Annotated in this window: 19 protein-coding genes and 1 pseudogene; 16 read left to right on the top strand and 4 right to left on the bottom strand. The window is 66.3% G+C overall.

The features are described from left to right. The first annotated feature begins 74 nt into the window (after positions 1 to 74). Entirely contained in the window at positions 75 to 785 is a 711-nt protein-coding gene (locus EWH10_RS15965) for a CoA transferase subunit A (protein ID WP_025549432.1), read from the top strand. Next, positions 785 to 1,438, top strand: a complete 654-nt coding sequence (locus EWH10_RS15970; protein ID WP_065846766.1) for a CoA transferase subunit B — start codon at positions 785 to 787, stop codon at positions 1,436 to 1,438. The genes EWH10_RS15965 and EWH10_RS15970 overlap by 1 nt, the downstream gene beginning before the upstream one ends. Before the next feature lie 214 nt (positions 1,439 to 1,652). On the opposite strand, the gene EWH10_RS15975 is transcribed toward EWH10_RS15970, so the two are convergent. From EWH10_RS15975 to EWH10_RS15985, 3 genes are all read right to left on the bottom strand, one after another. Next, complete coding sequence (locus EWH10_RS15975; RefSeq protein WP_065846764.1) at positions 1,653 to 3,362, bottom strand: ATP-binding protein; 1,710 nt, start codon at positions 3,360 to 3,362, stop codon at positions 1,653 to 1,655. A 193-nt stretch (positions 3,363 to 3,555) separates the two neighbouring features. Continuing rightward, positions 3,556 to 4,716, bottom strand: coding sequence for an acetyl-CoA C-acetyltransferase (locus EWH10_RS15980; RefSeq protein WP_048575641.1), 1,161 nt, complete (start codon positions 4,714 to 4,716; stop codon positions 3,556 to 3,558). A 106-nt stretch (positions 4,717 to 4,822) separates the two neighbouring features. Then, positions 4,823 to 5,584 carry an SDR family NAD(P)-dependent oxidoreductase gene (locus EWH10_RS15985; RefSeq protein WP_048575642.1) on the bottom strand — a complete coding sequence of 254 codons (762 nt, stop codon included), beginning with the start codon at positions 5,582 to 5,584 and terminating at the stop codon, positions 4,823 to 4,825. A gap of 101 nt (positions 5,585 to 5,685) precedes the next feature. Here EWH10_RS15985 and EWH10_RS15990 point away from each other — a divergent pair, with 101 nt between their 5' ends. The 14 genes from EWH10_RS15990 to EWH10_RS16055 all read left to right on the top strand — a co-directional run bounded on the left by EWH10_RS15990 (position 5,686) and on the right by EWH10_RS16055 (position 20,887). Next, a complete protein-coding gene (locus EWH10_RS15990; protein WP_025549436.1) occupies positions 5,686 to 6,303 on the top strand; it encodes a TetR/AcrR family transcriptional regulator in 618 nt (205 codons plus the stop codon). Between the two features lie 125 nt (positions 6,304 to 6,428). Further along, the gene (locus tag EWH10_RS15995; RefSeq protein WP_025549437.1) at positions 6,429 to 7,112 is read left to right on the top strand and encodes a TetR/AcrR family transcriptional regulator; all 684 of its coding nucleotides are present in this window, start codon (positions 6,429 to 6,431) and stop codon (positions 7,110 to 7,112) included. A 93-nt stretch (positions 7,113 to 7,205) separates the two neighbouring features. Next, a complete protein-coding gene (locus EWH10_RS16000; protein WP_065846762.1) occupies positions 7,206 to 8,816 on the top strand; it encodes an FAD-dependent monooxygenase in 1,611 nt (536 codons plus the stop codon). Next, the gene (locus EWH10_RS16005) at positions 8,813 to 9,847 is read left to right on the top strand and encodes a VOC family protein (RefSeq protein WP_065846759.1); all 1,035 of its coding nucleotides are present in this window, start codon (positions 8,813 to 8,815) and stop codon (positions 9,845 to 9,847) included. Before EWH10_RS16000 ends, EWH10_RS16005 begins: the two co-directional genes overlap by 4 nt. 29 nt (positions 9,848 to 9,876) lie before the next feature. Then, on the top strand, positions 9,877 to 10,860 hold the full coding sequence (locus EWH10_RS16010; RefSeq protein WP_065846793.1) for a fumarylacetoacetate hydrolase family protein: 984 nt from the start codon (positions 9,877 to 9,879) through the stop codon (positions 10,858 to 10,860). Between the two features lie 494 nt (positions 10,861 to 11,354). Continuing rightward, positions 11,355 to 13,700 (top strand): TonB-dependent receptor, encoded by a 2,346-nt coding sequence (locus EWH10_RS16015; RefSeq protein ID WP_065846757.1) that lies wholly within the window; start codon positions 11,355 to 11,357, stop codon positions 13,698 to 13,700. 4 nt (positions 13,701 to 13,704) lie between these two features. After that, positions 13,705 to 14,718, top strand: a complete 1,014-nt coding sequence (locus EWH10_RS16020) for an NADP-dependent oxidoreductase (protein ID WP_065846756.1) — start codon at positions 13,705 to 13,707, stop codon at positions 14,716 to 14,718. Positions 14,719 to 14,723: 5 nt separating this feature from the next. Beyond that, on the top strand, positions 14,724 to 15,650 hold the full coding sequence (kce, locus tag EWH10_RS16025) for a 3,5-dioxohexanoate:acetyl-CoA acetone transferase (RefSeq protein WP_083199132.1): 927 nt from the start codon (positions 14,724 to 14,726) through the stop codon (positions 15,648 to 15,650). 25 nt (positions 15,651 to 15,675) lie between these two features. After that, a complete protein-coding gene (locus EWH10_RS16030) occupies positions 15,676 to 16,116 on the top strand; it encodes a nuclear transport factor 2 family protein (protein WP_065846753.1) in 441 nt (146 codons plus the stop codon). Between the two features lie 25 nt (positions 16,117 to 16,141). Then, the gene (locus tag EWH10_RS16035) at positions 16,142 to 16,870 is read left to right on the top strand and encodes an SDR family NAD(P)-dependent oxidoreductase (protein ID WP_025549443.1); all 729 of its coding nucleotides are present in this window, start codon (positions 16,142 to 16,144) and stop codon (positions 16,868 to 16,870) included. 19 nt (positions 16,871 to 16,889) lie between these two features. Next, positions 16,890 to 17,621, top strand: a complete 732-nt coding sequence (locus tag EWH10_RS16040) for a glucose 1-dehydrogenase (protein WP_025549444.1) — start codon at positions 16,890 to 16,892, stop codon at positions 17,619 to 17,621. Positions 17,622 to 17,637: 16 nt separating this feature from the next. After that, the gene (locus EWH10_RS16045) at positions 17,638 to 18,807 is read left to right on the top strand and encodes an acyl-CoA dehydrogenase family protein (protein ID WP_065846788.1); all 1,170 of its coding nucleotides are present in this window, start codon (positions 17,638 to 17,640) and stop codon (positions 18,805 to 18,807) included. Continuing rightward, positions 18,804 to 19,874 carry a phosphotransferase gene (locus EWH10_RS16050; protein ID WP_065846751.1) on the top strand — a complete coding sequence of 357 codons (1,071 nt, stop codon included), beginning with the start codon at positions 18,804 to 18,806 and terminating at the stop codon, positions 19,872 to 19,874. The genes EWH10_RS16045 and EWH10_RS16050 overlap by 4 nt, the downstream gene beginning before the upstream one ends. Before the next feature lie 119 nt (positions 19,875 to 19,993). Then, positions 19,994 to 20,887, top strand: a complete 894-nt coding sequence (locus EWH10_RS16055; protein WP_048575653.1) for a pirin family protein — start codon at positions 19,994 to 19,996, stop codon at positions 20,885 to 20,887. Positions 20,888 to 20,954: 67 nt separating this feature from the next. On the opposite strand, the pseudogene acs reads toward EWH10_RS16055, so the two are convergent. After that, a pseudogene (gene acs, locus EWH10_RS16060) lies at positions 20,955 to 22,748 on the bottom strand (acetate--CoA ligase); the annotation flags it as partial. Positions 22,749 to 22,875: the final 127 nt, after the last annotated feature.

A 22,875-nucleotide genomic window follows, 5' to 3' on the forward strand; every position in this document is an offset into this window, starting at 1 on the left:
TAAAGCAAAAAACAAATCATTAGAAATGATAGTTGGCCTCCGCCAGAATGGCGATCCGAAGGAGAGGCATGCTTATGGTCAAAAAGCTTTATTCGGATGCGGCGAGTGCGTTGGAGGGTTTGCTGTTCGACGGCATGCATCTGTGCGCTGGCGGGTTCGGTCTGTGCGGGATACCCGAGCGGCTGATCGATGCGATCCGGGATTCGGGCGTCAGGGATCTGACCATCGCCTCCAACAATGCGGGGGTAGATGGCGAGGGGCTGGGCAAGCTGCTGCGCACGCGGCAGGTCAGGAAGATGATCTCCAGCTATGTGGGCGAGAACAAGGAGTTCGAGCGGCAATATCTGGCCGGGGAGCTGGAGGTGGAGTTCTGCCCGCAGGGCACGCTGGCCGAACGCTGCCGGGCGGGCGGCGCGGGCATTCCGGGCTTCTACACCAGGACGGGCGTCGGCACGGCGGTGGCCGAGGGCAAGGAAGTGAAGAGCTTCGACGGGCAGGATTACATATTGGAGCGCGGCATCTTCGCCGATGTGGCGGTCATCAAGGGCTGGAAGGCCGATGAGAGCGGCAACCTCATCTTCCGCAAGACGGCGCGCAACTTCAACCAGCCCATGGCGACGGCGGCGAAGATCTGCGTCGCGGAAGTGGAGGAGGTGGTGCCCACCGGCAGCCTCGACCCCGATGCGATCCATCTGCCCGGCATCTACGTCAAGCGCATGATCGTCGGAGCGCCTTACGACAAGAAAATCGAATTCCGCACCGTCCGCCAGAGGGAGGCCGCATAATGCCCTGGACTCGTGACGAAATGGCCGCGCGGGCGGCGAAGGAATTGCAGGACGGTTTCTACGTGAACCTGGGCATCGGCATCCCGACGCTGGTGGCGAACCACATTCCCGATGGCGTGGAAGTGACGCTGCAGTCGGAGAACGGCATGCTGGGCATCGGCCCCTTCCCCTATGAGGGGGAGGAGGATGCCGACCTGATCAATGCGGGCAAGCAGACGATCAGCGAATTGCCGCAGAGCTGCTATTTTTCCAGCGCCGACAGCTTCGCGATGATCCGGGGCGGGCATATCGACCTGACCGTGCTGGGCGCGATGGAGGTTTCGGAACATGGCGACATCGCCAACTGGATGATCCCGGGCAAGATGATCAAGGGCATGGGCGGCGCGATGGACCTGGTCGCGGGCGTCCAGAAGATCATCGTCGTCATGGAGCACACGTCCAAGGACGGCAGTCCCAAGTTCATCCCGGCCTGCACCCTGCCGCTGACCGGCAGGAATGTGGTCGACATGATCGTCACCGACCTCTGCGTGTTCCAGCGGCCCGACCATGACAGCCCGTTCCGCCTCATCGAATGCGCGCCGGGCGTGACAGCGGAGGAAGTCGCCGCCAAGACCAGTGCGCATTACACGGTGGACGTCGCTCAACCGGCCTGAGGAAAGAGGGCGAGGCCCCTCCCGTCAATGGGCCTCGCCGCCTCAGGCATCGAAGCGAATGCGCCCAGGGTCGCGTCTTCCGATCCACGGCAAAGTCATCCTGTTCAGGGATGGCCTGAATAGAGTGAAGCGAATCGCCACAGGACATATCCGGGCCAGGCCGGCGCCAAGCTTTTCTCCGCAGAAGGGCCATGACCCCGAAACAGGATGCGGATCAGGCTGCCTGCGCCCGCGCCGCGGCTATGCAGGCCTGCAAGTGATTATGCCGGAAGGGCTTGGACAGGCGCGTGATGTCGGGCGCGATCAGGTCCACCCCCTCATAGCCCGATATGATCAGCAACGCGATGTGCGGATGATCGGCCCGCAGGCGCAGCGCCAGTTCCACCCCCGTCATGCCCGGCATGATATGGTCGGTGATCAGGATGTCCGGCCGGTCGCCGGATTCGATCATGCTGAGCGCGCGTTCGGCCCGGTCGGTGTCCACCACCTCATAGCCCATGTCGATCAGCATCTCCCGCGTGCTGTTCCGGACGAGATCGTTGTCGTCCACCAGCAGCACCTTGCCCGAACGCTCTTTCGGCCCCTCCTCGACTGCTGGGGAAGCCGCCTTCACGGCAGGCGCCCGCTCGACGGGCAGCCATAGCCGGACGCTGGTGCCCTGTCCCACGGCGCTGTCGATCTCCACCGTGCCGCCAAGCTGGGCGGCAAGGCCGTGGACCATGGAAAGGCCAAGCCCCGTGCCATGGCCGGACGGCTTGGTCGTGAAGAAGGGCTCCATGGCCGCCGCCTTGACCGCCGGGGTCATGCCGGTGCCGGTGTCGCTGACGGTCAGGCAGACATAGGGACCGGGCGTCAGCGCGGCGGGCAGGCGGCTTTGGCGCGCCTGCGCCTTTATGCTGAGCGCGCCGCCATCGGGCATGGCGTCGCGGCCGTTGACGGCCAGGTTGAGCAGCGCGACCTCAAGCTGATGGGCGTCCGCGCGCACCGGCGGCAACATCGGCTGGAGATCGACCGACAGCGCGATACGCGGTCCCAGCGTGCTGGTCAGCAAGGCCTGCATCCCGCCAAGCAGCTCCGACAGGTCGACCGCCTTCGCGGTCAGGGGCTGGCGGCGGGCAAAGGTCAAGAGCCGCTGCACCAGCGTCTGCGCGCTCTCCGCCGCCTGCATCGCGATGGTCGCATGCCGCTCGATCGATTCGGGCGTCCGCTTGCCCGACAGGATCAGGTCCAGCCCGCCGACGATCGGCATCAGCAGATTGTTGAAGTCATGGGCGACATGGCCCGTCAACTGGCCGAGCATGTCCAGCTTCTGGACCTGGCGCAGGCTGTCCTGCGACCGCTCCAGTTCCGTGGTGCGTTCCCGGACGCGGCGTTCGAGCTGGTCGTTCAGCGCTTCCAGCGACGCAAACAGCCGCCCGTTCTCCAGCGCGGTGGACGCGGCGCGGGCCAGCGCCTCCAGCAGCGCGATCTCATTGTCGGTGGGCTGCGCGAATTCGGACCAATAGGCGCCCAGAGCGGCCATGGGTTCGATGCGGCCGATCGGCACCATCACCATCGACCGCACGAATGTGGTGCGATAGGCCTCCACCGGCACGCGGGGATCGTCGAAGACGTCCGGGATCACCGCCGTCCGATGATGCTCCATCGCCCATCCGGACACGCAACTCGATGCCGGGAAGCGCTGTCCCGCCCAAAGCGGTTCCATCGAATCTTCAGCGATATAATGACACTGGTCCTCGTCGCGCAGGACGACCGCGATGCCGTCCGCCCCCACCGCGCGGCGCGCAAAGGCCCGCAGGACATTTATGATCGCTTCCATCGACCGCGCGCCGGCCAGCGCCTCCATGGCTTCGGCGGCTATGGTCCATCGTGCCGCCAGCGCCTTTTGTTCGGCACCCCGTTCGCTTGCCAATTTCCTGTCCATCGACAACCTTCTGCATCGGAACCGCGCGTCTTTCTAACATCGGACGGCGTCGATCACAAAGCGATTATGATCAATGGCTTAGAGGCGGCCTGGGTTTGCGGCCCGTCAACTCATCCTTAACCCTGTTCATCCGCCGGTCCGCCGGCGCGGGCGCCGGGCGCGCAAGCCCGCGACGCCCGCTCCGCAGGAACCGTCACAATGCCTCGACGATGGTCACGTTGGCGATGCCGCCGCCTTCGCACATGGCTTGCAGCCCATAGCGCTTGCCCCGCGCCCTCAATCCATGGACAAGGGTCGCCATCAGCTTCGTCCCACTCGCGCCGAGAGGGTGGCCCAGCGCGATCGCACCGCCATGGACGTTCAGCTTGCCCGGATCAGCGCCCAGCACCTTCAGCCAGGCCATGGGAATGGAAGCGAAAGCTTCGTTCACTTCGAACAGGTCGATCTCGTCCAGGCCCAGCCCCGCCCGGCGCAGCGCCCTTTCCGTGGCCGCAATCGGTTCCTCCAGCATGATGACGGGGTCGCCCGCCGTCACCGTCAGATTATGGATGCGCGCCAGCGGCCTCAGGTCGAACCGCTTCAGCGCCTCCTCATTCGCGACCAGCACGGCGGAGGCGCCATCGGTCATCTGGCTCGCATTGCCGGCGGTGATCGTGCCGCCTTCGGTCAGCGTCTTGAGACCGGCCAGCGCCTCCATCGATCCATTGGCGCGCACGCCCTCATCCTGCGCGAAGCGGCCGTCCGGCGTATCGACCGGCACGATCTCGCGCTCGAAAGCGCCCGCGGCGATGGCGGCCGCGGCCTTGCGATGGCTCTCCAGCGCGTAGGCGTCCATGTCTTCGCGGCTGAAGCCATATTTGTCGGCAATCGCCTGCCCGCCATGGTACTGGCTGAACTCGTCGACGCCGTAGCGCTCGCGGATGCTGGCGGGCCATGGCCCTTCCCCAATTCCCGCCTGCGCATGCAGATTGAAGTTGGAGCCCATCGGCACGCGCGTCATGCTTTCCACGCCGGCCGCGATCACCAGATCCTGCGTGCCGGACATCACCGCCTGCGCCGCGAAATGCAGCGCCTGCTGCGACGATCCGCACTGCCGGTCGATGGTGACGGCGGGAACGCTGTCGGGCAGCTTCGACGCCAGCACGACATTGCGGCCGAAGGCGAAGGATTGTTCGCCGCCCTGCGTGACGCAGCCCAATATGACATCCTCGACCGCGGCGGGATCGATGCCGCTGCGGTCGACCAATGCGTTCAGCACCACGGCGCCCAGATCCGCCGGATGAACGCCCGACAGCGCGCCCTTGCGCTTGCCGCCGGCAGTACGCAGCGCCTCGACAATATAGGCTTCGGCCATTTTCAGCTTCCTTCGACATGAGGAGGAGCGGCGGACCGAACCGGTCCCCCGCTCCAGAAGGCGGCAGGCGCGCGCGTGGAACCAGCGCTTCGCCTGCCGGGGCCGCTCAACGCGGCGCCATTCGGATCGCGCCGTCCAGTCGGATGACCTCGCCGTTCAGCATGGGATTGGCGATGATGCTGTCCACGAGCTGCGCATATTCGTCGGGCTTCCCAAGGCGGCTGGGATGCGGCACCTGCGCGCCCAGAGCATCCTGCACATGCTGCGGGAACGCCTCCAGCATGGGCGTCAGGAAGATACCCGGCGCAATGGTCATCACACGGATCTTGTGCTGCGCCAGGTCGCGGGCGATGGGCAGGGTCATGCCGACGACGCCGCCCTTGGAGGCGCTATAGGCGGCCTGGCCGATCTGACCGTCGAACGCCGCAACCGACGCCGTGTTGACGATGACGCCCCGCTCGCCCTCGATCTCGTCCGCCTTCGCCAGGGAAGCCGCGAAGCGGGCGATCATGCAGAATGTCCCGATCAGGTTCACTTCGACGGTGCGCCTGAACACGTCCAGCGGATGGGGCGCATGCTCCTTGCCGACGGTCTTGATCGCCGGCGCGATCCCCGCGCAGTTGACCAGGATGCGCGCGACGCCGTGCAGCGCCTCGGCCTGTTCGAACGCTGCCGCGACGGCGCCCTCGTCCGTCACGTCGACCTTCATGAACTGGCCGCCAATGGCGTCGGCATGGGCCGTCCCCAATTCGGCGTTCAGGTCGAACAGCGTCACCCTGGCGCCGCCCCGGGCCAGACGCGCGGCGGTGGCTCCGCCCAATCCCGACGCGCCGCCGGTGACGATGGCAGCCATTCCCTTCAGATCCATTTCAGCCTCCGGAAACTCATGAGTGACCCATGCACTTTTGGGTGTATTGCGTCGCGCCGGGTTTCCTGTCAACGCTCCGATGGAGAAAAAAGAGGACATTGATGCACGCCGCTTCACCATTCCGCACCCCCGCCCAGAAAGAAGCCGAGCGCCTTGCCAAGCGCGAGGCCGTGCTGCGCGCGGCGGTGCGGATGTTCAACGAACGCGGGTTTCACGCGACGTCGCTGGACGACGTCGCCGCCAGCCTGGGCATATCCAAGCGCACCATCTACCACTATCTGGCCAATAAGGATCAGGTGCTGCTGGAATGCGTCACCATCGGCCTGCAGCAATTGCTGGAAGCGGCCGATCAGGCCCGGCGGGAGCCCGGTGACGGCCGCCATCGGCTGACGCGCTTCCTGCGCCGCTATGCCGAGGTCAACATGGACGATTTCGGGCGATGCGTGATCCGGACCGGGGACGAAGTGCTCTCGCCGGAAAGCCGGCCGCGCTATCGCGCGCTGAAGCGGGAGATCGACAATGCCTTGCGCAGGTTGATCGAAGACGCCGTTGCCGATGGTTCGATCGCGCGGATCGACGTGAAGATGGCTGCTTTCGCGCTGGCGGGGGCGCTCAACTGGCCGGGGCGCTGGTACGATCCGGAAGGGGCGATGCCGGCCGGAACCGTGGCGGAAAAGCTGGTCGACATTCTGGTTTCGGGACTCGATCCGCGCGATTGACTTGGGTAGAGCGTGCGCGAAGGCGGCTTGCCCTCCTTCCAACGTCGATCCCGATCACGGCGGCAGGGCAGGATGCCGGGGGACACGGGCACGCTTCCGCTTCACGGCTGCAATTTGGAGGCTCAATGGCAGAGACAAACCGCAAAAAGGCCCCGGACGAAAGCGCCGCCGCGAAACAGCCCGGCCAGCGGCGGAAGACCAACCGGCGCGAACAGCAGCGGTCCGTCGAAACGCGCCAGGCGATATTGGAGGCGGCGCTCAACGAATTTGCCGAGCGCGGGTTCGACGGCAGCAGCGTGCGCCGCATCGGGGAACGCGCGGGCCTGGAATATACGCTGATCACCTATCATTACCGCACCAAGGAGGCGCTGTGGAAGGCGGTGGCCGAATATGCCTTCGAGCAGATCGAGACCATGTGGGACGAGGCCATTCCCCCCGATTCCCGAATGTCCGCGTCAGAGCGCGTGCGGGCCGAGTTCCGGACCTTCCTGCGCTTCACGGTCGAACATACCGCGTTCCACCATTTCATGCTGCGCGAGAACCAGGGATCGAGTCCGAGAATCGGTTGGCTGGTCGAGAAGGTTCTCAGCAAGACCCGCGACCGCATCCTGCCCCAGATCCGGGCGGCGCAGGCGGAGGGCCAGCTCCTGCAGGGCGATCCCGATCATGTCTATTACATGCTCATCGGCATGACCTCCACCCTGTCGTCGCTCAACCGCGAAATGGCGGAAACCATTGGCTTTTCCATCAGGAATGAGGAGGCCGTCGAACGCTATTGGAACCTCGTCGAACGCGCTGTCTTCAAATAAACTCCACAACTGTAGAGTTTTTATGGACTCCTGCGGCAGGGCATGTTAGCCCTGCTCTCCAGACGGCAATGACCGTGATGGAGAAGATGCCCCGTGGATGTTCCAGTCATCGTAGCGGGTGGGGGGCCTGTCGGCCTTACCACCGCATTTGAGCTTCAAAGCCGCGGCGTTCGCACGCTGCTGCTCGAACGCAATCCCTCGACCACGCGCCATCCGAAGATGGACGTGACCAATGGCCGCAGCATGGAGCTGTTCCGCCGCATGGGCATTGCGGAGAAGATACGCGACATCGCCGTGCCGCGCGGCAATCCGATGGACGTTTCCTGGGTGACGCGGCTGAACGAGTGGGAACTGGCCCGCTTCCGCTATCCCGACGTCGAAAGCTGGCGGGAAGACATTCGCGCCAACAATGACGGGTCGCAGCCGCTGGAACCCTATATGCGGTTGAGCCAGGTCGTCCTGGAACCGCTGCTGCGCGGGTTGCTGGAAGAATCTCCGCTGGTCGAAATGCGGTTCGGCTGGGCGGTCGAGGGTTTCGACGACGATGGCGAAGGCGTGACGGTCCATCTGCGCGAAGTCGCGACGGGGCGCACCGAACGGCAGCGCTGCGCCCTGCTCGCGGGCTGCGACGGCGGCGGCAGCATCGTCCGCGAGAAGCTGGGCTTTGCCTGGGACGGGCAATATAATGTCGCCCGCTTCTTCATGGTGCATTTCCGGTCGGAGGCGCGCGACCTGCTCCAGCGCTTCGGCATCGCCTGGCATTATCAGTCGCCCGCCGGCAGCACGCTGATCGCGCAGGACGACGAGGAAATCTGGACGCTCCACTGCATGCTGCCCGAAGGGGCGGACGCGGCGGCCATCGATCCCCGGCAACTCGCCTTCGATGCGCTGGGCCAGGAATTCCCGATCGAGGTGATCCAGGCGAACCCCTGGTCGCCGCATCTGGTGCTGGCGAACGGATATGGGCGCGGGCGGGTGTGGATGGCGGGCGATGCCGTGCATCAGGTGATCCCGACCGGCGGTTACGGCATGAACACCGGGATAGGCGACGCCGTCGACCTCGCCTGGAAATATGCCGCCATCCTGCAGGGCTGGGGCGGCTCCGCCCTGCTCGACAGCATAGAGGCGGAGCGCCGGCCGGTGGGCCGCGCCATCGTCGACGCGTCGCGCCTGCACATGGGCGTGCGCCTGAAGATCGCGCAAGCCTATGCCCCGATCATCCATGACGACACGCCGGAGGGGGCCGCCGCGCGCGACGCCTATGGCGCGCTGATCGCGGAACTCGGCAATGCGGAGAATGAATCGCGGGGCATCGAACTCGACCATCGCTACCGCCAGTCGCCGATCGTCTGCCATGAATGCGACGAACCGGAATGGCGGCTGCGCGATTATGTGCCCAGCACCTGGCCGGGCATGCGGGCGCCGCATCTGTTCCTGGAGGATGGCAGCGCCATCTTCGACCGGCTGGGGCCCTGGTTCACCCTGGTCCGCTTCACCGACGCCCCGGCCCAGCCGCTGCTCGACGCCGCGCGCGAGCGGGGCGTGCCGGTCGACCTGCTCGACATTCGCGACGCGCATGCCCGGCGGATCTACGAGCGCGATTTCGTGCTGATCCGCCCCGACCAGCATGTCGCCTGGCGCGGCGACGCCATGCCGGAAGACCCGATGGCGATGATCGACCGGATCAGGGGAGCAAGGTCATGATCGGCCAAGTCGATCCCATCGTCCGGGCGGACGCCGTCGTCCATGTGAGCTTCGAGCGGCGCGACATCGATGCCATGGCCCGCTTCCTGGAGGATTTCGGCTTCGTGCCGGTCGCGGGCGGCAGCGGCGGGCAGCGCCATTTCCGCGGCTATGGACCGCAACCCTATTGCGTCGAGCTGATCGCATCGGAGCGGGACGCCTTCGTCGGCTTCGGCCTTGCCGCCAGGGACCGTGCCGATCTCGATCGGCTGTCCGCCGCCACCCAGTCGCCGGTCGAAGCGACGAATGCGCCGGGCGGCGGCGAGCGGGTGCGCCTCTTCGATCCGGAAGGCGTGCGCGTCGACCTGCTCTGGGGCGCGGCATCGCTGGAGCCGCTGCCGGTGCGGGAGCCCTTGACCGAGGTCAACTCGCCCGTGGCCAGCCGCCGCATCGACAGGCCGGTCCGGACGCCGACCGCGCCCGCGCCGGTGTTCCGCATCGGCCATGTCGTGCTCCAGACGCCGGACTTCGAACGGACCGCCACCTGGTACCGGCGCCATTTCGGCTATCTCCCGACCGACGTCGCGACCGTGGGCGAGGATGCGCCGGTGCTGGGCTTCTTCCGCTTCGACCGGGGCGCGGAGCCCGCCGACCATCACAGCCTCGCGCTGCTCGCCGGGCCGGAATCGCGCCTGCTGCACATCTCGACCGAGACGATCGACGTCGATGCGGTGGGGCAGGGCCAGCAATATCTGCGCGGCAGGGGCTGGAACCATTATTGGGGCATCGGCCGCCATGTGCTCGGCAGTCAGGTCTTCGATTATTGGAAGGACTCCGCCGGGGACGAGTGGGAACATTATGCGGACGGCGACCTGATGACCGCCGATTATCCGACCGGTTTCCATCCGCTGTCCCGCGGCGACCTCTGGTCCTGGGGCGACGACCTGCCCGATTCCATGCGGCCGCCCGCCCCCGCCCCGGCCGACGCGCCGCCGCTCGTCCGCAATATCGTCGACGCCCTGCTGGTGCCTCCGCGCCCCTGGCTTCGCTGACATCCCCATTGGAATGCAGGAGTAGAATGATGGCATTGATGATCGTCCGCTATGATGAAGGCGCGGGCCCGCGCTGGGCCGTGCTGACCGGCGATGCGCCCGAGGGGCCGGTCGACCGGGTCGAGGGACGGGGCATTGCGAGCGGCGCGAAGACCCTGGGCGAACTGATCGGCGCGATCGAAGCCGCGCCGGACCTGACCGCCACGGGCGAGGCGGTGCGCTTTGCCGCGAGCGCCCTTCTGAGCCCCGTCACCCCCGATGCGACGCTGATCTGCCAGGGGCTCAACTATGATGAGCATGCGGCGGAGGCCGGTCATCATGTGCGCAAGGAGAACCTCCTTTTCGCCAAGGCCAGTTCGTCGCTCTGCGGCGCCTATGCCGACATCGTCCGTCCCAAGGGGGTCGAGCTTCTGGATTATGAGGTGGAGGTCGGCATCGTCCTGCGCCGTCCGCTGGAGGCGGGAACCACCGTGACGGCCGGCAATCTCGGCTCCTATCTTGCCGGCGTGGTCCTGTGCAACGACATGTCGGCGCGCGACACCATGTTCGGCGCGTCCTTCATGCAATGGTTCCAGGGCAAGAGCTATCGCACCTTCTGCCCGGCCGGGCCGGTCTTCTATCTGCTCGAACCCGAAGAGGTCGCGGCGACGGTCGACAATCTGGAACTTTCGCTGACCTATGATGGAAAGGTCCGCCAGTCCGCCAACACCGGACAGCTGATCTACAAGCCCGCCGAAACGCTGACCCAGATCGCGGCGATCATGGACCTGAAGCCCGGCGACATGGTGCTGACCGGAACGCCGGGCGGCGTCATCGCGCAAGGCACACCGGGCCTGATCGAACTGCTCAAGACCAACCTGCTGAACGACGCCGCGCGCCGCGATGGCATGCGCGTCGAAATGAAGACGCTGGGCCGGTTCCTGCAACCGGGCGACGAGCTCAATCTGACGCTGCGCGACGGGGTCAGCGGCATGTCGCTGGGCGGGCAAAGAAGCCGGATAACAGGCGCGTAAATGGGAGGCTGGGAAATACTCCACATATGTAGAGTTTTATATTGACACAGCCCGCCGGCATGGCATTCTACGGTCACAGAAACCCGAAAAGAAAAGCCGAGCCGACAGGGCGAACCGGCGGCGCCGAGATTGTCCACGACATCAACGCGCCGCATCGAAAGACCGCCAACCGCCCCTGACCCCCACGATCGATGCGGGGCGGGGCGGCAGGGCAACAGGGCTTTCCGGAGAGGAAATGCGATGTTCATCGAGAGCATTTGGTATGTCGCCGCCCGCTCGCGGACAATCGGCGCGCCGCGATCATGCACCCCACTTCCGTCCGACCGTCCCGGCCCCGCCGGTCTGGCGCCTTGCCCGGCGGCTGTGGAAGCGCGCCCGCCGCTGACCTGAACGAAGGGCATGCGGCCCGGGAAGATGCCGCGCCAAGGAATGAACAAACAACCCGGCTGCCCCACCAGATCAGGCAGTCAGGGCTTGAACGAGGGAGAGGAAAAATGAGGAAGCCCATATGCGTCCTGCTCGCGACCAGCGCGCTCGTCGCTCCGCTGTGCAGCCATGCGCAATCCCCCGCCGAACAGGCCGAGGCCGCGCCGCAACGCGACCTTGCCGTGGGCGAGATCATCGTCACCGCGCAGAAGCGTGAGGAACGGCTGAACGACGTGCCGGTCTCCATCACGGCGGCGTCCGCCAGCCAGCTTGAAAATGCGGGCGTGACCCAGCCGTCGGACCTGGTGAAGATCGTTCCCGGCTTCACCTATCAGCCGAGCGCCTATGGCACGCCGGTCTTCACGATGCGCGGCATCGGCTTCTACGACGTCGCCGTCGCCGTGGCCCCGGCGGTCAGCGTCTATGTCGACCAGGTGCCCCTGCCCTATCTCGCCATGACGCAGGGGGCGTCGCTCGACGTGGAGCGCGTCGAGGCGCTGAAAGGGCCGCAGGGCACGTTGTTCGGCCAGAATTCGACCGGCGGCGCGATCAACTATATCGCGGCCAAGCCGACCGACCACCTCGCCGCCGGCGTCGACCTCAGCTATGGCCGGTTCGACCAGGTGGATGCGCAGGGCTTCGTCAGCGGCCCGATCGCAAACAATCTGAAGGCGCGGCTGGCGGTGCGCCACGAATATCGCGACGGCTGGCAGATCAGCCAGACCCGCCCGTCCGACCGCCTCGGCCGCCGGGACTATTCCACCGCCCGCCTGCTGCTCGATTGGGAACCCACCGACACGCTGCGCTTCGAATTCAACGCCAATGGCTGGATCGACCGGAGCGAAACGCAGGCGGCGCAGTTCGTCAAATATGCCCCGACCGTGGCTCCGTCCGCGGGCGGCTATACCGACATCACCGCCGCGCTGGAAGCCGCCGTCCCGGCCCCCAACCGCAGCCGCATCGCGGACTGGGACCCCGGCGCCGACCTTCGCCGCGACGACAGCTTCTATCAATTCTCGCTGCGCGGCGACCTGGACGTCAGCGATGCCGTGACCCTGACCTCGATCAGCGCCTATTCGCGGTTCAGGCAGCGCTCGCCCAGCGACACTGACGGCGTGCCGCAGAATAATTTCCTGCTGACGATCAACGCCGACATAGAGACGGTGTCGCAGGAATTGCGGCTCGCGGGCATGGCGGGTCCGATCCGCTGGATGCTGGGCGGCAATTACAGCCACGACACCACCGGGGACGACCAGCGCGGCGATTATATCGCCAGCAACAGCGGGGTGGGGCCGTTCCGCTACACCTCCTTCATCAACAGCAACCATCAGAAGATCACGACCAAGGCGGTGTTCGGCAGCCTCGACTATGAGCTGACGGACAGGGTGACGGCGCAGGTTTCGGCGCGCTACAGCGACCAGCGCAACCGGTTCAGCGGCTGCCTGCTGGACGTGGGGGACGGCCTGATCTCCAACGCGTTCAGCTTCCTGTCGAACCTGTCGCGCAATTTCGATCCGCCGACGGTGGCGCTCGCGCCGGGCGCCTGCGCGACGCTGGGCGAAGTCGGCTATGGCACGCCCTTCATCCCGGTGCCCAGCGTCGAAAAGTCGCTGAAGGAGGATAATATTTCCTGGCGCGCCAGCCTCAACTGGAAACCGAATCCCGACAGCCTGCTCTACGCCAACGTCACGCGCGGCTATAAGGCGGGCAGCTTCCCGACGGTGCCCGGCCTTTTCCCCAGCCAGTTCGACCCGGTGACGCAGGAATCGGTGCTCGCCTATGAGGCCGGCTTCAAGCTTTCGCTGCTCGACCGGCGGCTGCAACTGACGGGCGCGGGCTTCTATTACAAATATGACGACAAGCAGATCATCGGCTACATCACCACCGCCTTCGGCAATCTGCCCGGGCTGGTGCAGGTTCCGAGGTCGAGCGTCCGCGGCGCGGAGCTGAGCGTCAACTGGCGGCCCGTCGACGGGCTGACCTTCAATGGCGGCGCGACCTATGTCGACTCGCGCGTCGACCGGAGCTTCCTCGCCAACGATCCCTATGCCGCCGTCGTCGACATCAAGGGCGAACCCTTTCCCAGCACGCCAAAATGGCAGCTCAACGGCGATCTCGACTATCGTTTCGCGCTGACCGGCAATCTCGACCTCTCGCTGGGCGGCAATGTCCGCTACCGCTCGCGCAGCGTGGCGGCGTTCGGGGGAGCGCCCGAATTCGCCCTGCCCGGCTATGCCGTGCTCGACCTGCGGGTCGGCATCGAAAGCCCGGACAGCGGATGGAAGTTCCAGCTCTGGGGCCGCAACGTCACCAATAAATTCTACGTCACCACCGTCACCCATGTGGTCGATACGGTGGCGCGCACCACCGGCATGCCCGCCACTTACGGCGCGACGCTCAGCTACAGCTATTGATGCGATGAACCGGGCCGTCATCCTTGCGCGCCGTCCGCAGGCCATTCCCCAGAGCGAGCATTTCGCGCTGGAGGAACGCCCCATGCCCGTTCCCGCCGATGGACAGATATGGGTGCGCAACCATTATCTGTCCGTCGAGCCCGCCATGCGGGGCTGGCTGAGCGATGCGAGCAACTATTCCGACCCGATCCATGTCGGGGACGTCATGCGCGCCTTCGCCGTCGGAGAGGTGGTGGAATCGCGGCATGGCGATTTCGCGCCGGGCGACAGGGTTATGGGCCTGTTCGGCTGGCAGGAGCATGCGGCGGTCGACCCGTCCGCCATATTGCTGCGCGTCCCGGACACCGATCTGCCGCTGTCGCTCTATCTGGGCATATTGGGGCTGAACGGCGTCACCGCCTATTTCGGGCTGCTCGATATCTGCGCCCCCCGTCCCGGCGAGACGGTGCTCGTCTCGACGGCGGCGGGTTCGGTGGGGTCGTGCGTGGGCCAGATCGCCGCCATATCGGGCTGCCGCACCGTCGGCCTGGCGGGCGGGCCGGAAAAGCGGCGCCAGTGCTTGGACGAGTTCGGCTATGACGCCGCGATCGACTATCGCGGCGAGCCCGATCTGGATGCCGCCATCGCCCGCGCCTGTCCCGACGGGGTCGACATTTATTTCGACAATATAGCCGGGCCGATCAGCGACGCGGTGCTGCGCCATTTGCGCCTGCATGCGCGGATCGCCGTTTGCGGCACCGCCTCCATCGCAAGCTGGGATCCCTGGCCGCAGGGCGCCCGGCCCGAGCGTCACCTGCTGGTGAAGCGCGCGACGATGCGCGGATTCCTGACGTTCGACTATGCCGATCGCTTCGATGAGGCCGTCGCCCAATTGTCGGCCTGGCTGCGCGAGGGACGGCTGCATTACCGCGAGGACATATTGGAAGGGCTTGGCGAGGCCCCCGGCGCGATAGCGCGCCTCTATTCCGGGCAGAATCAGGGGAAGCTGCTGATCCGGCTTCCCGCAGCGAAGGATTGAACGGCGTGTCGAAGGTCATCATCAGTTGCGCCCTCACCGGCGCCGTCCACACCCCCACCATGTCCCCCCATCTGCCGGTGACGCCCGACGAGATCGCGCAGCAGGCGATCGAGGCGGCCGAGGCGGGCGCATCCGTCCTCCACCTTCATGCGCGGGACCCGGAGACGGGCAGGCCGACGCCCGATCCCGATGTGTTCATGCAGTTCCTGCCGCGCATCAAGCAGGCGACCGACGCCGTGGTCAACATCACGACGGGCGGCGGCCAGGGCATGTCGCTCGACGAGCGGCTCGCCGCGCCGCTGCGCGCATCGCCGGAGCTTTGCTCGCTCAACATGGGATCGATGAATTTCGGCATGTATCCCATGCTGGAGCGTTACAAGAGCTTCCGACATGACTGGGAAGCGGCGCATCTGGAGGCTTCGCGCGACTGGATCTTCAAGAACACCTTCAAGGATATAGAGCTGATCCTGGAGCGGCTGGGCAAGGGGCACGGCACCAAGTTCGAGTTCGAATGCTACGACACCGCCCATCTCTATACGCTCGCCCATTTCCTGGACCGCAAACTGGTGACGCCGCCGCTGTTCGTGCAATCCATCTTCGGCCTGCTCGGCGGCACCGGCGCGGACACGGAAAATCTGCTCCACGCCAGGCGCATCGCGGACAAGCTGTTCGGGGACGATTATCGCTGGTCGGTCATGGCGGCGGGCAAGCATCAGATCCCCTTCGTCACCATGGGCGCGATCAATGGCGCGAACGTCCGCGTCGGGCTGGAGGATTCGCTCTATGCAGGCAAGGGACGGCTCGCCCGGTCCAATGCCGAACAGGTGCGGCTGATCCGATCGATCCTGGAGCCCTTGTCGCTGGAGGTGGCGACACCGGCGGAGACGCGTGAGATATTGGCGCTGAAGGGCGGCGACAATGTCACCTTCTAGAGCAATCGACAGGGAGGGAGAGCCCATGGCCGAGCAGCAGGACCATTCGCCCCGCATCATGGCGGTGATCGACTATTTCCGGCGGGGCGACGCGGGTCGGCCCGACATGCTCGACGGGTTCACCGACGATTTCGAATTTTTCTTTCCCAAATTCGGCATCGGCCGGGGTCGCGATGACTTCATGGCCTTCGCCGCCGGCCTTGTGGGTTCGTTCAAGGCGTTCGGGCACGATATTGACGGGCTGCGCTTCATCGAGAGCGGCGACAGCGTGGTGGTCGAAGGCACCACGCGCGGCGAAGACAGGGAAGACGCGACATGGGAAGGCGGCACGACGCCGGGCGGGCGCTTTTGCAGCGTCTTCGAATTTCGCGGCGCGCTGATCGCCCGCATGCACATCTATCTCGACCCCGATTACACCAGCCGGGACGAGGCGCGGTTCCTGTGGGGCAGGGACCGGCGCTGGTGATCGCCATGAAGGAGGAGAGGTTCGCATGAGCAGGCTGCAAGGCAAGGTCGCCCTGATCACGGGCGCGGCAAGCGGCCAGGGCGCAGCGGAGGCGCGGCTGTTCGCGGCGGAAGGCGCGAAGGTGGTCGTCACCGACCTCAACGAAGCCGGAGCGGCGGTCGCCGCCGAACTGGGAGCCAACGGTCATTTCGTTCGCCATGACGTGGCGGAACAGGCCGATTGGGCGCGGGTCGTGCGCGAGGCGGAGGAGCGCTTCGGGAAGATCGACATTCTGGTCAACAATGCGGGCGTCTACAAGCCCGCGCCCTTGCTGGAGACGGACGCCGCGCTGTGGGACCTGCACTATCGCGTCAATCAGCTCAGCGTCTTCCTGGGGATGCGCGCCGCCGCGGAGGCGATGGCGAAGACCGGCGGCGGCGCCATCGTCAACATCTCGTCGGGCGCGGGCCTGGGCAATGTTCCCGGCATCTTCGCCTATGCCACCAGCAAATGGGCCGTGCGCGGCATGAGCAAGCTGGCGGCGTCGGAACTCGCGCCGCTCGGCATCCGCGTCAATTCGATCCATCCCGGCATCATCGACACGCCGATGCTGGGCGAGAACACGCCCGAACGGCTGAAATTCTACGAGGACATGATCCCCATGAAGCGCATCGGAACCACCGACGAGGTGGCCCGGCTGGTGCTGTTCCTCGCCTCCGACGAGGCGAGCTACGTCACCGGCGCGGAAATCACCGTCGACGGCGGGATCGGCTGAAGGATCGAAAGGACATCATATGGGGCGGTTGCAGGGCAAGGTTGCCATCATCACCGGCGGGGGGCGCGGCATCGGCCGCGCCACCGCGGAACTCTTCGCCCGCGAGGGCGCGCAGGTTCATGTCACCGACGTCAACCCGCCCGACGCGCCCTATGACGATCCGGCGATCCGCTTTTCCATCATGGACGTCGCGAACGAAGGGCAATGGGCGGAGCTGGTGGAGGGCATCGTGGCGCGTCATGGCGCCGTCGACATCCTCGTCAACAATGCGGGCATCGGCGGGTCGCAACTGCCGCTTGCCGATGAGAATCTGGCCGACTGGGACCGGGTGATCGCGGTCAACCAGACCGGCGTCTTCCTGGGCATGCGCGCCGTGCTGCCGGGCATGCGCGCCAAAAGGGCGGGGTCGATCGTCAATTTCTCGTCGATCTGGGGGATCGCGGCGGTCCCCGGCGCGGCCGCCTATCATGCGTCCAAGGCGGCCGTCCGGCACCTGACCAAACATGCCGCCGTCACCTATGCGCCGGACAATGTGCGGGTGAACTCGATCCATCCCGGCATCATCGCCACCCCCATGGTGCTGGAGGATCAGGCGGAGGAAACCAGCGCCGGGGTGGTGGCGGCGACGCCGCTGGGACGCATGGGCCAGCCGATCGAACTGGCCAATGGCGTGCTGTTCCTCGCCAGCGACGAATCCAGCTTCATGACCGGCGCCGAACTGGTGATCGATGGCGGCTATCTTGCGCAGTGACGAGGCTATCGCATCCATGACGCGGGATAGTCTGGACGAACTGCTCGCGCGAACGGACGCCTTCATCCGCGACGTGGTGATCCCCTTCGAAACCGACCCCCGGATGGGCGGTCACGGCCCTTCGGACGCGCTGGTCGAGGATTTGCGGGCGCGGGCGCGCTCTGCCGGCCTCATCGCCCCCCATCTGCCGCCGGAACTGGGCGGACAGGGGCTGGACCATGCCGCGACGGCGCGGCTGTTCCGGTCGGCGGGCTATTCGCCGCTCGGCCCGCTGGCGATGAACCTGGCGGCTCCGGACGAGGGCAATATGCACCTCCTCGCCCGCGTGGCCACCCCGGCGCAGATCGACCGCTTCCTCCGGCCGCTTGCCGCCGGGACGACGCGGTCGGCCTTCCTGATGACCGAACCGGCGGACGAGGATGGGGCCGGTTCCGACCCCTCGATGCTCAGGACCGTGGCGCGCCCCGATGGCGACCATTGGATCATCGACGGGCGCAAGAGCTTCGCGACAGGCGCGGAGGGCGCTGCCTTCTCGATCGTCATGGCGCGCACGGGGGAGTCGGCCACCATGTTCCTTGTCGACATGGACAGCCCCGGCATCACCGTCGAGCGGCTGCTCGACACCATCGATGGGACCATGCCCGGCGGCCATGCCGTCGTGCGGCTCGACGGCGTGCGGGTGCCCGCGACCCGGATACTCGGGGAGGTCGATCAGGGCTTCCGCTACGCGCAGGTGCGTCTGGCGCCCGCGCGCCTCACCCATTGCATGCGCTGGTGGGGCAGCGCGAGGCGCGCGCACGACATCGCCCGCGGCTATGCCGTCAAGCGACAGGCCTTCGGCAAGCCGCTGATCGACCATGAGGGCGTGGGCTTCATGCTGGCGGACAATCTGATCGACCTGAAACAGTCGGAACTGATGATCGACTGGTGCGCGGGCGTGCTGGACTCCGGCGCGCCCGGCATCATCGAAAGCTCGATGACGAAGGTGGCGGTATCCGAAGCGCTGTGGCGGATCGCGGACCGCTGCGTGCAGGTCATGGGCGGGACCGGGGTGAGCGGCGACACGGTGGTAGAGCAGATATTCCGCGAAATCCGGGCCTTCCGCATCTATGACGGACCGACGGAGGTGCACAAATGGTCGCTCGCCAAGGCCATCGGGCGCGCCCATCCGGGGGACGTGCCATGAGCACCGGTGAAGCGGAAAACGCCGGCACCGTCGCCGTTCGGGAGGCGCACCGGTTCGACGAAGCCAGTCTGGCGCGATGGATGGCGGATCATGTCGAGGGCTATTCGGGACCGCTCCGCGTCGAACAGTTCAGGGGCGGGCAGAGCAATCCCACCTACAAGCTCGTCACGCCGGGTCGCCACTATGTGCTGCGCCGCAAGCCGCCGGGCCGGCTGGTCAAGGGCGCGCATGCCGTCGAGCGGGAGGCGCGCGTGCTGTCCGCGCTGGGATCGGCGGGATTTCCGGTCGCCCATGTCCATGCCCTCTGCGTCGACGAAGGGGTCATCGGCACCCCCTTCTATGTCATGGACATGGTCGAGGGGCGGATATTCTGGGACGCCAGCTTCCCGCAGGTCGCCAGCCATGACCGCCCGGCCTATTTCGACGCGATGAACGAGACGCTGGCCCGGCTGCACAGCCTGGATTATGCAGCGATCGGACTGGCCGACTATGGCCGCCCCGGCAATTATTTCCAGCGTCAGATCGACCGCTGGTCCAGGCAATATCTGGAGGATGCCGATGCCGGGCGGGACCGGAACATGGACCGGCTGGTCGAATGGCTGCCGGCGCATATTCCGCCGGACGACCAGACGTCGATCGTCCATGGCGACTTCCGTTGCGACAATATGATCTTCCACCCCACCGAACCCCGCGTCCTGGCGGTGCTCGACTGGGAATTGTCGACGCTCGGCCATCCGCTCGCGGACTTCGCCTATCATGCGATGATGTACCGGATGCCGCCCCACATCGTCGCGGGACTGGGCGGCATGGACATCGCCGCGCTCAACATTCCCACCGAGGCGGAGTATGTGGCCTCCTATTGCCGCCGGACCGGTCGGGAGGCGATTCCCGATCATGATTTCCACGTCGCCTTCAACTTCTTCCGGCTGGCGGCGATCTTCCACGGCATCAAGGGCAGGGCGCTGCGCGGCACCGCCGCCTCGGCCCAGGCGCGCGAACGGGCGAACGCGTTCCCGGAACTGGCCGAACTCGCCTGGATGCAGGCGGAAAGGGCGGCGGCAGGGTGACGCGCCGGGCGATCGTTCCGGATATGGCAACGATGCTTTGAGGAAATGGGCCTGGCATCCCGATTCCCGCCGCCATAAATCATCGTCTCGATCGCTGCGGAGCAGGAACAGGAAGCATTATGGCAACCCTTCATGGAATGATGGCCGGCACGGCGGCCCCCCGCCCGGTCGTTCATCGCACGCGCGGCAGCGGACATGGTTCGATCGTCCGGCTGATGAGCCCGTCCGATCTGGGCCGCTATCTGAAGCCCTTCGTGTTCCTCGACCTGTTTGCAGGCGACATGCGGCAGCTTTCCGCCGCCATGCCGCTGCATCCCCATTCGGGCATCGCGACCGTCACCGTCTTCACCGAAGGGGACGTGACCTATGACGATCCGCAGGCGGGCACCGGCACGCTGGCCTTCGGCGGCGTGGAATGGATGCGCGCGGGCGGCGGCGTCTGGCACGGGAAGGAACTGTCCGCCGGACGCTCGGCGCTGATGCAGGGCTTCCAGCTCTGGATCGCCCTGCCGCCCGAACTGGAGAACGGACCGGTCGACAGCCAATATATAGAGGCGGACCATATGCCCATGGCCGGCCCCGCTTATGTGATCCTGGGCCGACACGCGGGCGCGCAGAGCCCGGTCCGCGCGCCTGACGGGATCACCTATCTGCTGGTCCGCCTGCAAGCCGGGGAAAGCTGGACCTACGCACCGCCCCCCGGCCATTCGCTCGCTTGGGCGGCGGTAGCGAAGGGCGGTCTTTCCGGCTCCGCCCCGATAGCGCAGGGCGAGATGGCGCTGTTCGAGCCGGGAGAGGAGGCGATCACGCTCCAGGCGGGCGATGCGGGCGCGATCTTCGTCCTGGGGTCCGCACGGCCGCATCCCCATCCGCTTCACCTCGGTTCCTATTCGGTGCACACGACAGCCGCCGCCCTTGCGGAGGGCGAAGGGCGGATCGCGGAGATCGCCCAGCGGCTGAGGCAGGAGGGCCCTGCAAGGACGGCATCGGGAAGCGTGCCGGTCTTCCGCTAGAGCGATTTCCAGACGATCGGAACCCGCCAAGGCTGCGGGTTTCGATGAGACCCGGGGGCCGAAAGCATCACCGGGCCCGGTTCCGGATCAATTCCTCCACAATGGCCGGCTCGGCCAGCGTCGATATGTCCCCCAGCGCCTGGGGCGACACCTCGCCCTCCGCGATCTTGCGCAGGATGCGGCGCATGATCTTGCCCGAACGGGTCTTGGGCAGGCCGGGGGCAAACTGGATCACGTCGGGCGTCGCGATCGGCCCGATCTCGCTGCGCACCCATTTCACCAGCGCCTGACGCAGTTCGTCGGTCGCTTCCTCGCCGCTGTTCAGCGTCACATAGGCGTAGATGCCCTGTCCCTTTATGTCGTGCGGGAAGCCCACCACCGCCGCCTCCGCCACCGCCTCGTGCAGCACCAGCGCGCTTTCCACCTCCGCCGTGCCCATGCGATGGCCCGACACGTTGATCACGTCGTCGACGCGCCCCGTGATCCAATAGTCCCCGTCCGCGTCGCGCCGGCAGCCGTCGCCGGTGAAGTACAGGCCCGGATAGGTGGTGAAATAGGTCTGGAAGAAGCGCTCATGATCGCCCCACACGGTCCGCGCCTGCCCCGGCCAGCTCCGCGCGATGCAGAGATTGCCTTCCCCCTCGCCCTCCACGGCGACGCCATTGCCGTCGACCAGCAAGGGCTCGACCCCGAAAAAGGGCTTGGTCGCCGCGCCCGGCTTCAGGTCCGTCGCGCCCGGCAGCGGCGTGATCATGTGGCCGCCCGTCTCCGTCTGCCACCAGGTATCGACAATGGGGCAGCGCCCCTCGCCCACCACCTCATGATACCAGCGCCAGGCTTCGGGATTGATCGGCTCCCCCACCGTGCCCATCAGCCGCAGCGAGGCGCGGCTGGTGCGGGTCACATGTTCGTCCCCCTCCTTCATCAGCGAACGCAGCGCCGTCGGCGCGGTGTAGAGCGTCGTCACCCGATGCCGGTCGACCACTTCCCAGATGCGGCTGGGCGTCGGCCAGTTCGGCACCCCCTCGAACATCAGCGTGGTGCCGCCATTGGCGAGCGGTCCATAGACGATATAGCTGTGGCCTGTGACCCAACCGACATCGGCGGAGGACCAGAAGACCTCGCCCGGCCGATGGTCGAAGGCAAGGTCGAAGGTCATCGCCGCCCAGAGCAGATAGCCGCCGGTCGAATGCAGCACGCCCTTGGGCTTGCCCGTCGATCCGGAGGTGTAGAGCAGGAACAGCGGGTCTTCCGCCGCCATCGCCTCTGCCGGACAGTCGGCGGAGACCTCAGCGGCCAGTTCGTCATAATAGGCGTCCCGCGCGGGGTCCATCGCGACGTCCCCGCCCGTCGCCCGGACGACAATCACGCGTTCCAGCCCCGGCGCCAGAGCCGCCGCCGCGTCGACATTGCGCTTCAGCGGCACGATCCTGCCGCCCCGCCGCCCCTCATCGGCGGTGATGACGATCCGGCTGTCGCAATCGCTGATCCGTCCCGCCAGCGCCTCGGGCGAGAAACCGCCGAACACCACCGAATGGATCGCCCCGATCCGCGCGCAGGCGAGCATGGCGAAGGCCGCCTCCGGAATCATCGGCAGATAGAGCGTCACCCGGTCGCCGCGCCCCACGCCCGCGCCTTTCAGCACATGGGCGAAGCGGCACACCTCTTCATGCAATTGCCGGTAGGTGAAGCGCCGCGCCGGTTCCTCCGGATCGTCCGGTTCCCAGATGATCGCCGCCTGATCGCCGCGCGTCTCCAGATGGCGGTCCACGCAATTGGCCGACACGTTGAGCATGCCGTCGCTGAACCAGCTTATGCCGAAATCCCCTTCCGCAAAGCTGCTCTCATCGGCGCGGGTAGGTGTCTGGTTGCGACACATCATTGGCGTAATATAGTACGTCGTCGACTTTAGTCATAAGATCGTCCGGTACCATCGGCTTGTAAAGAGGATTGGCGAGCGCGGGCATTAGGTCGATCCGCTCCTCTAC

Source organism: Sphingobium fuliginis (genome assembly GCF_004152845.1).
Taxonomy (GTDB): Bacteria; Pseudomonadota; Alphaproteobacteria; order Sphingomonadales; family Sphingomonadaceae; genus Sphingobium; species Sphingobium fuliginis.

Bases quoted from the DNA above. Each gene is read 5' to 3' on its own strand.
- EWH10_RS15965 (WP_025549432.1), top strand. From the start codon at position 75: ATGGTCAAAAAGCTTTATTCGGATGCGGCGAGTGCGTTGGAGGGTTTG.
- EWH10_RS15970 (WP_065846766.1), top strand. From the start codon at position 785: ATGCCCTGGACTCGTGACGAAATGGCCGCGCGGGCGGCGAAGGAATTG.
- EWH10_RS15975 (WP_065846764.1), bottom strand. From the start codon at position 3,362: ATGGACAGGAAATTGGCAAGCGAACGGGGTGCCGAACAAAAGGCGCTG.
- EWH10_RS15980 (WP_048575641.1), bottom strand. From the start codon at position 4,716: ATGGCCGAAGCCTATATTGTCGAGGCGCTGCGTACTGCCGGCGGCAAG.
- EWH10_RS15985 (WP_048575642.1), bottom strand. From the start codon at position 5,584: ATGGATCTGAAGGGAATGGCTGCCATCGTCACCGGCGGCGCGTCGGGA.
- EWH10_RS15990 (WP_025549436.1), top strand. From the start codon at position 5,686: ATGCACGCCGCTTCACCATTCCGCACCCCCGCCCAGAAAGAAGCCGAG.
- EWH10_RS15995 (WP_025549437.1), top strand. From the start codon at position 6,429: ATGGCAGAGACAAACCGCAAAAAGGCCCCGGACGAAAGCGCCGCCGCG.
- EWH10_RS16005 (WP_065846759.1), top strand. From the start codon at position 8,813: ATGATCGGCCAAGTCGATCCCATCGTCCGGGCGGACGCCGTCGTCCAT.
- EWH10_RS16010 (WP_065846793.1), top strand. From the start codon at position 9,877: ATGGCATTGATGATCGTCCGCTATGATGAAGGCGCGGGCCCGCGCTGG.
- EWH10_RS16015 (WP_065846757.1), top strand. From the start codon at position 11,355: ATGAGGAAGCCCATATGCGTCCTGCTCGCGACCAGCGCGCTCGTCGCT.
- EWH10_RS16020 (WP_065846756.1), top strand. From the start codon at position 13,705: ATGAACCGGGCCGTCATCCTTGCGCGCCGTCCGCAGGCCATTCCCCAG.
- EWH10_RS16030 (WP_065846753.1), top strand. From the start codon at position 15,676: ATGGCCGAGCAGCAGGACCATTCGCCCCGCATCATGGCGGTGATCGAC.
- EWH10_RS16035 (WP_025549443.1), top strand. From the start codon at position 16,142: ATGAGCAGGCTGCAAGGCAAGGTCGCCCTGATCACGGGCGCGGCAAGC.
- EWH10_RS16040 (WP_025549444.1), top strand. From the start codon at position 16,890: ATGGGGCGGTTGCAGGGCAAGGTTGCCATCATCACCGGCGGGGGGCGC.
- EWH10_RS16045 (WP_065846788.1), top strand. From the start codon at position 17,638: ATGACGCGGGATAGTCTGGACGAACTGCTCGCGCGAACGGACGCCTTC.
- EWH10_RS16050 (WP_065846751.1), top strand. From the start codon at position 18,804: ATGAGCACCGGTGAAGCGGAAAACGCCGGCACCGTCGCCGTTCGGGAG.
- EWH10_RS16055 (WP_048575653.1), top strand. From the start codon at position 19,994: ATGGCAACCCTTCATGGAATGATGGCCGGCACGGCGGCCCCCCGCCCG.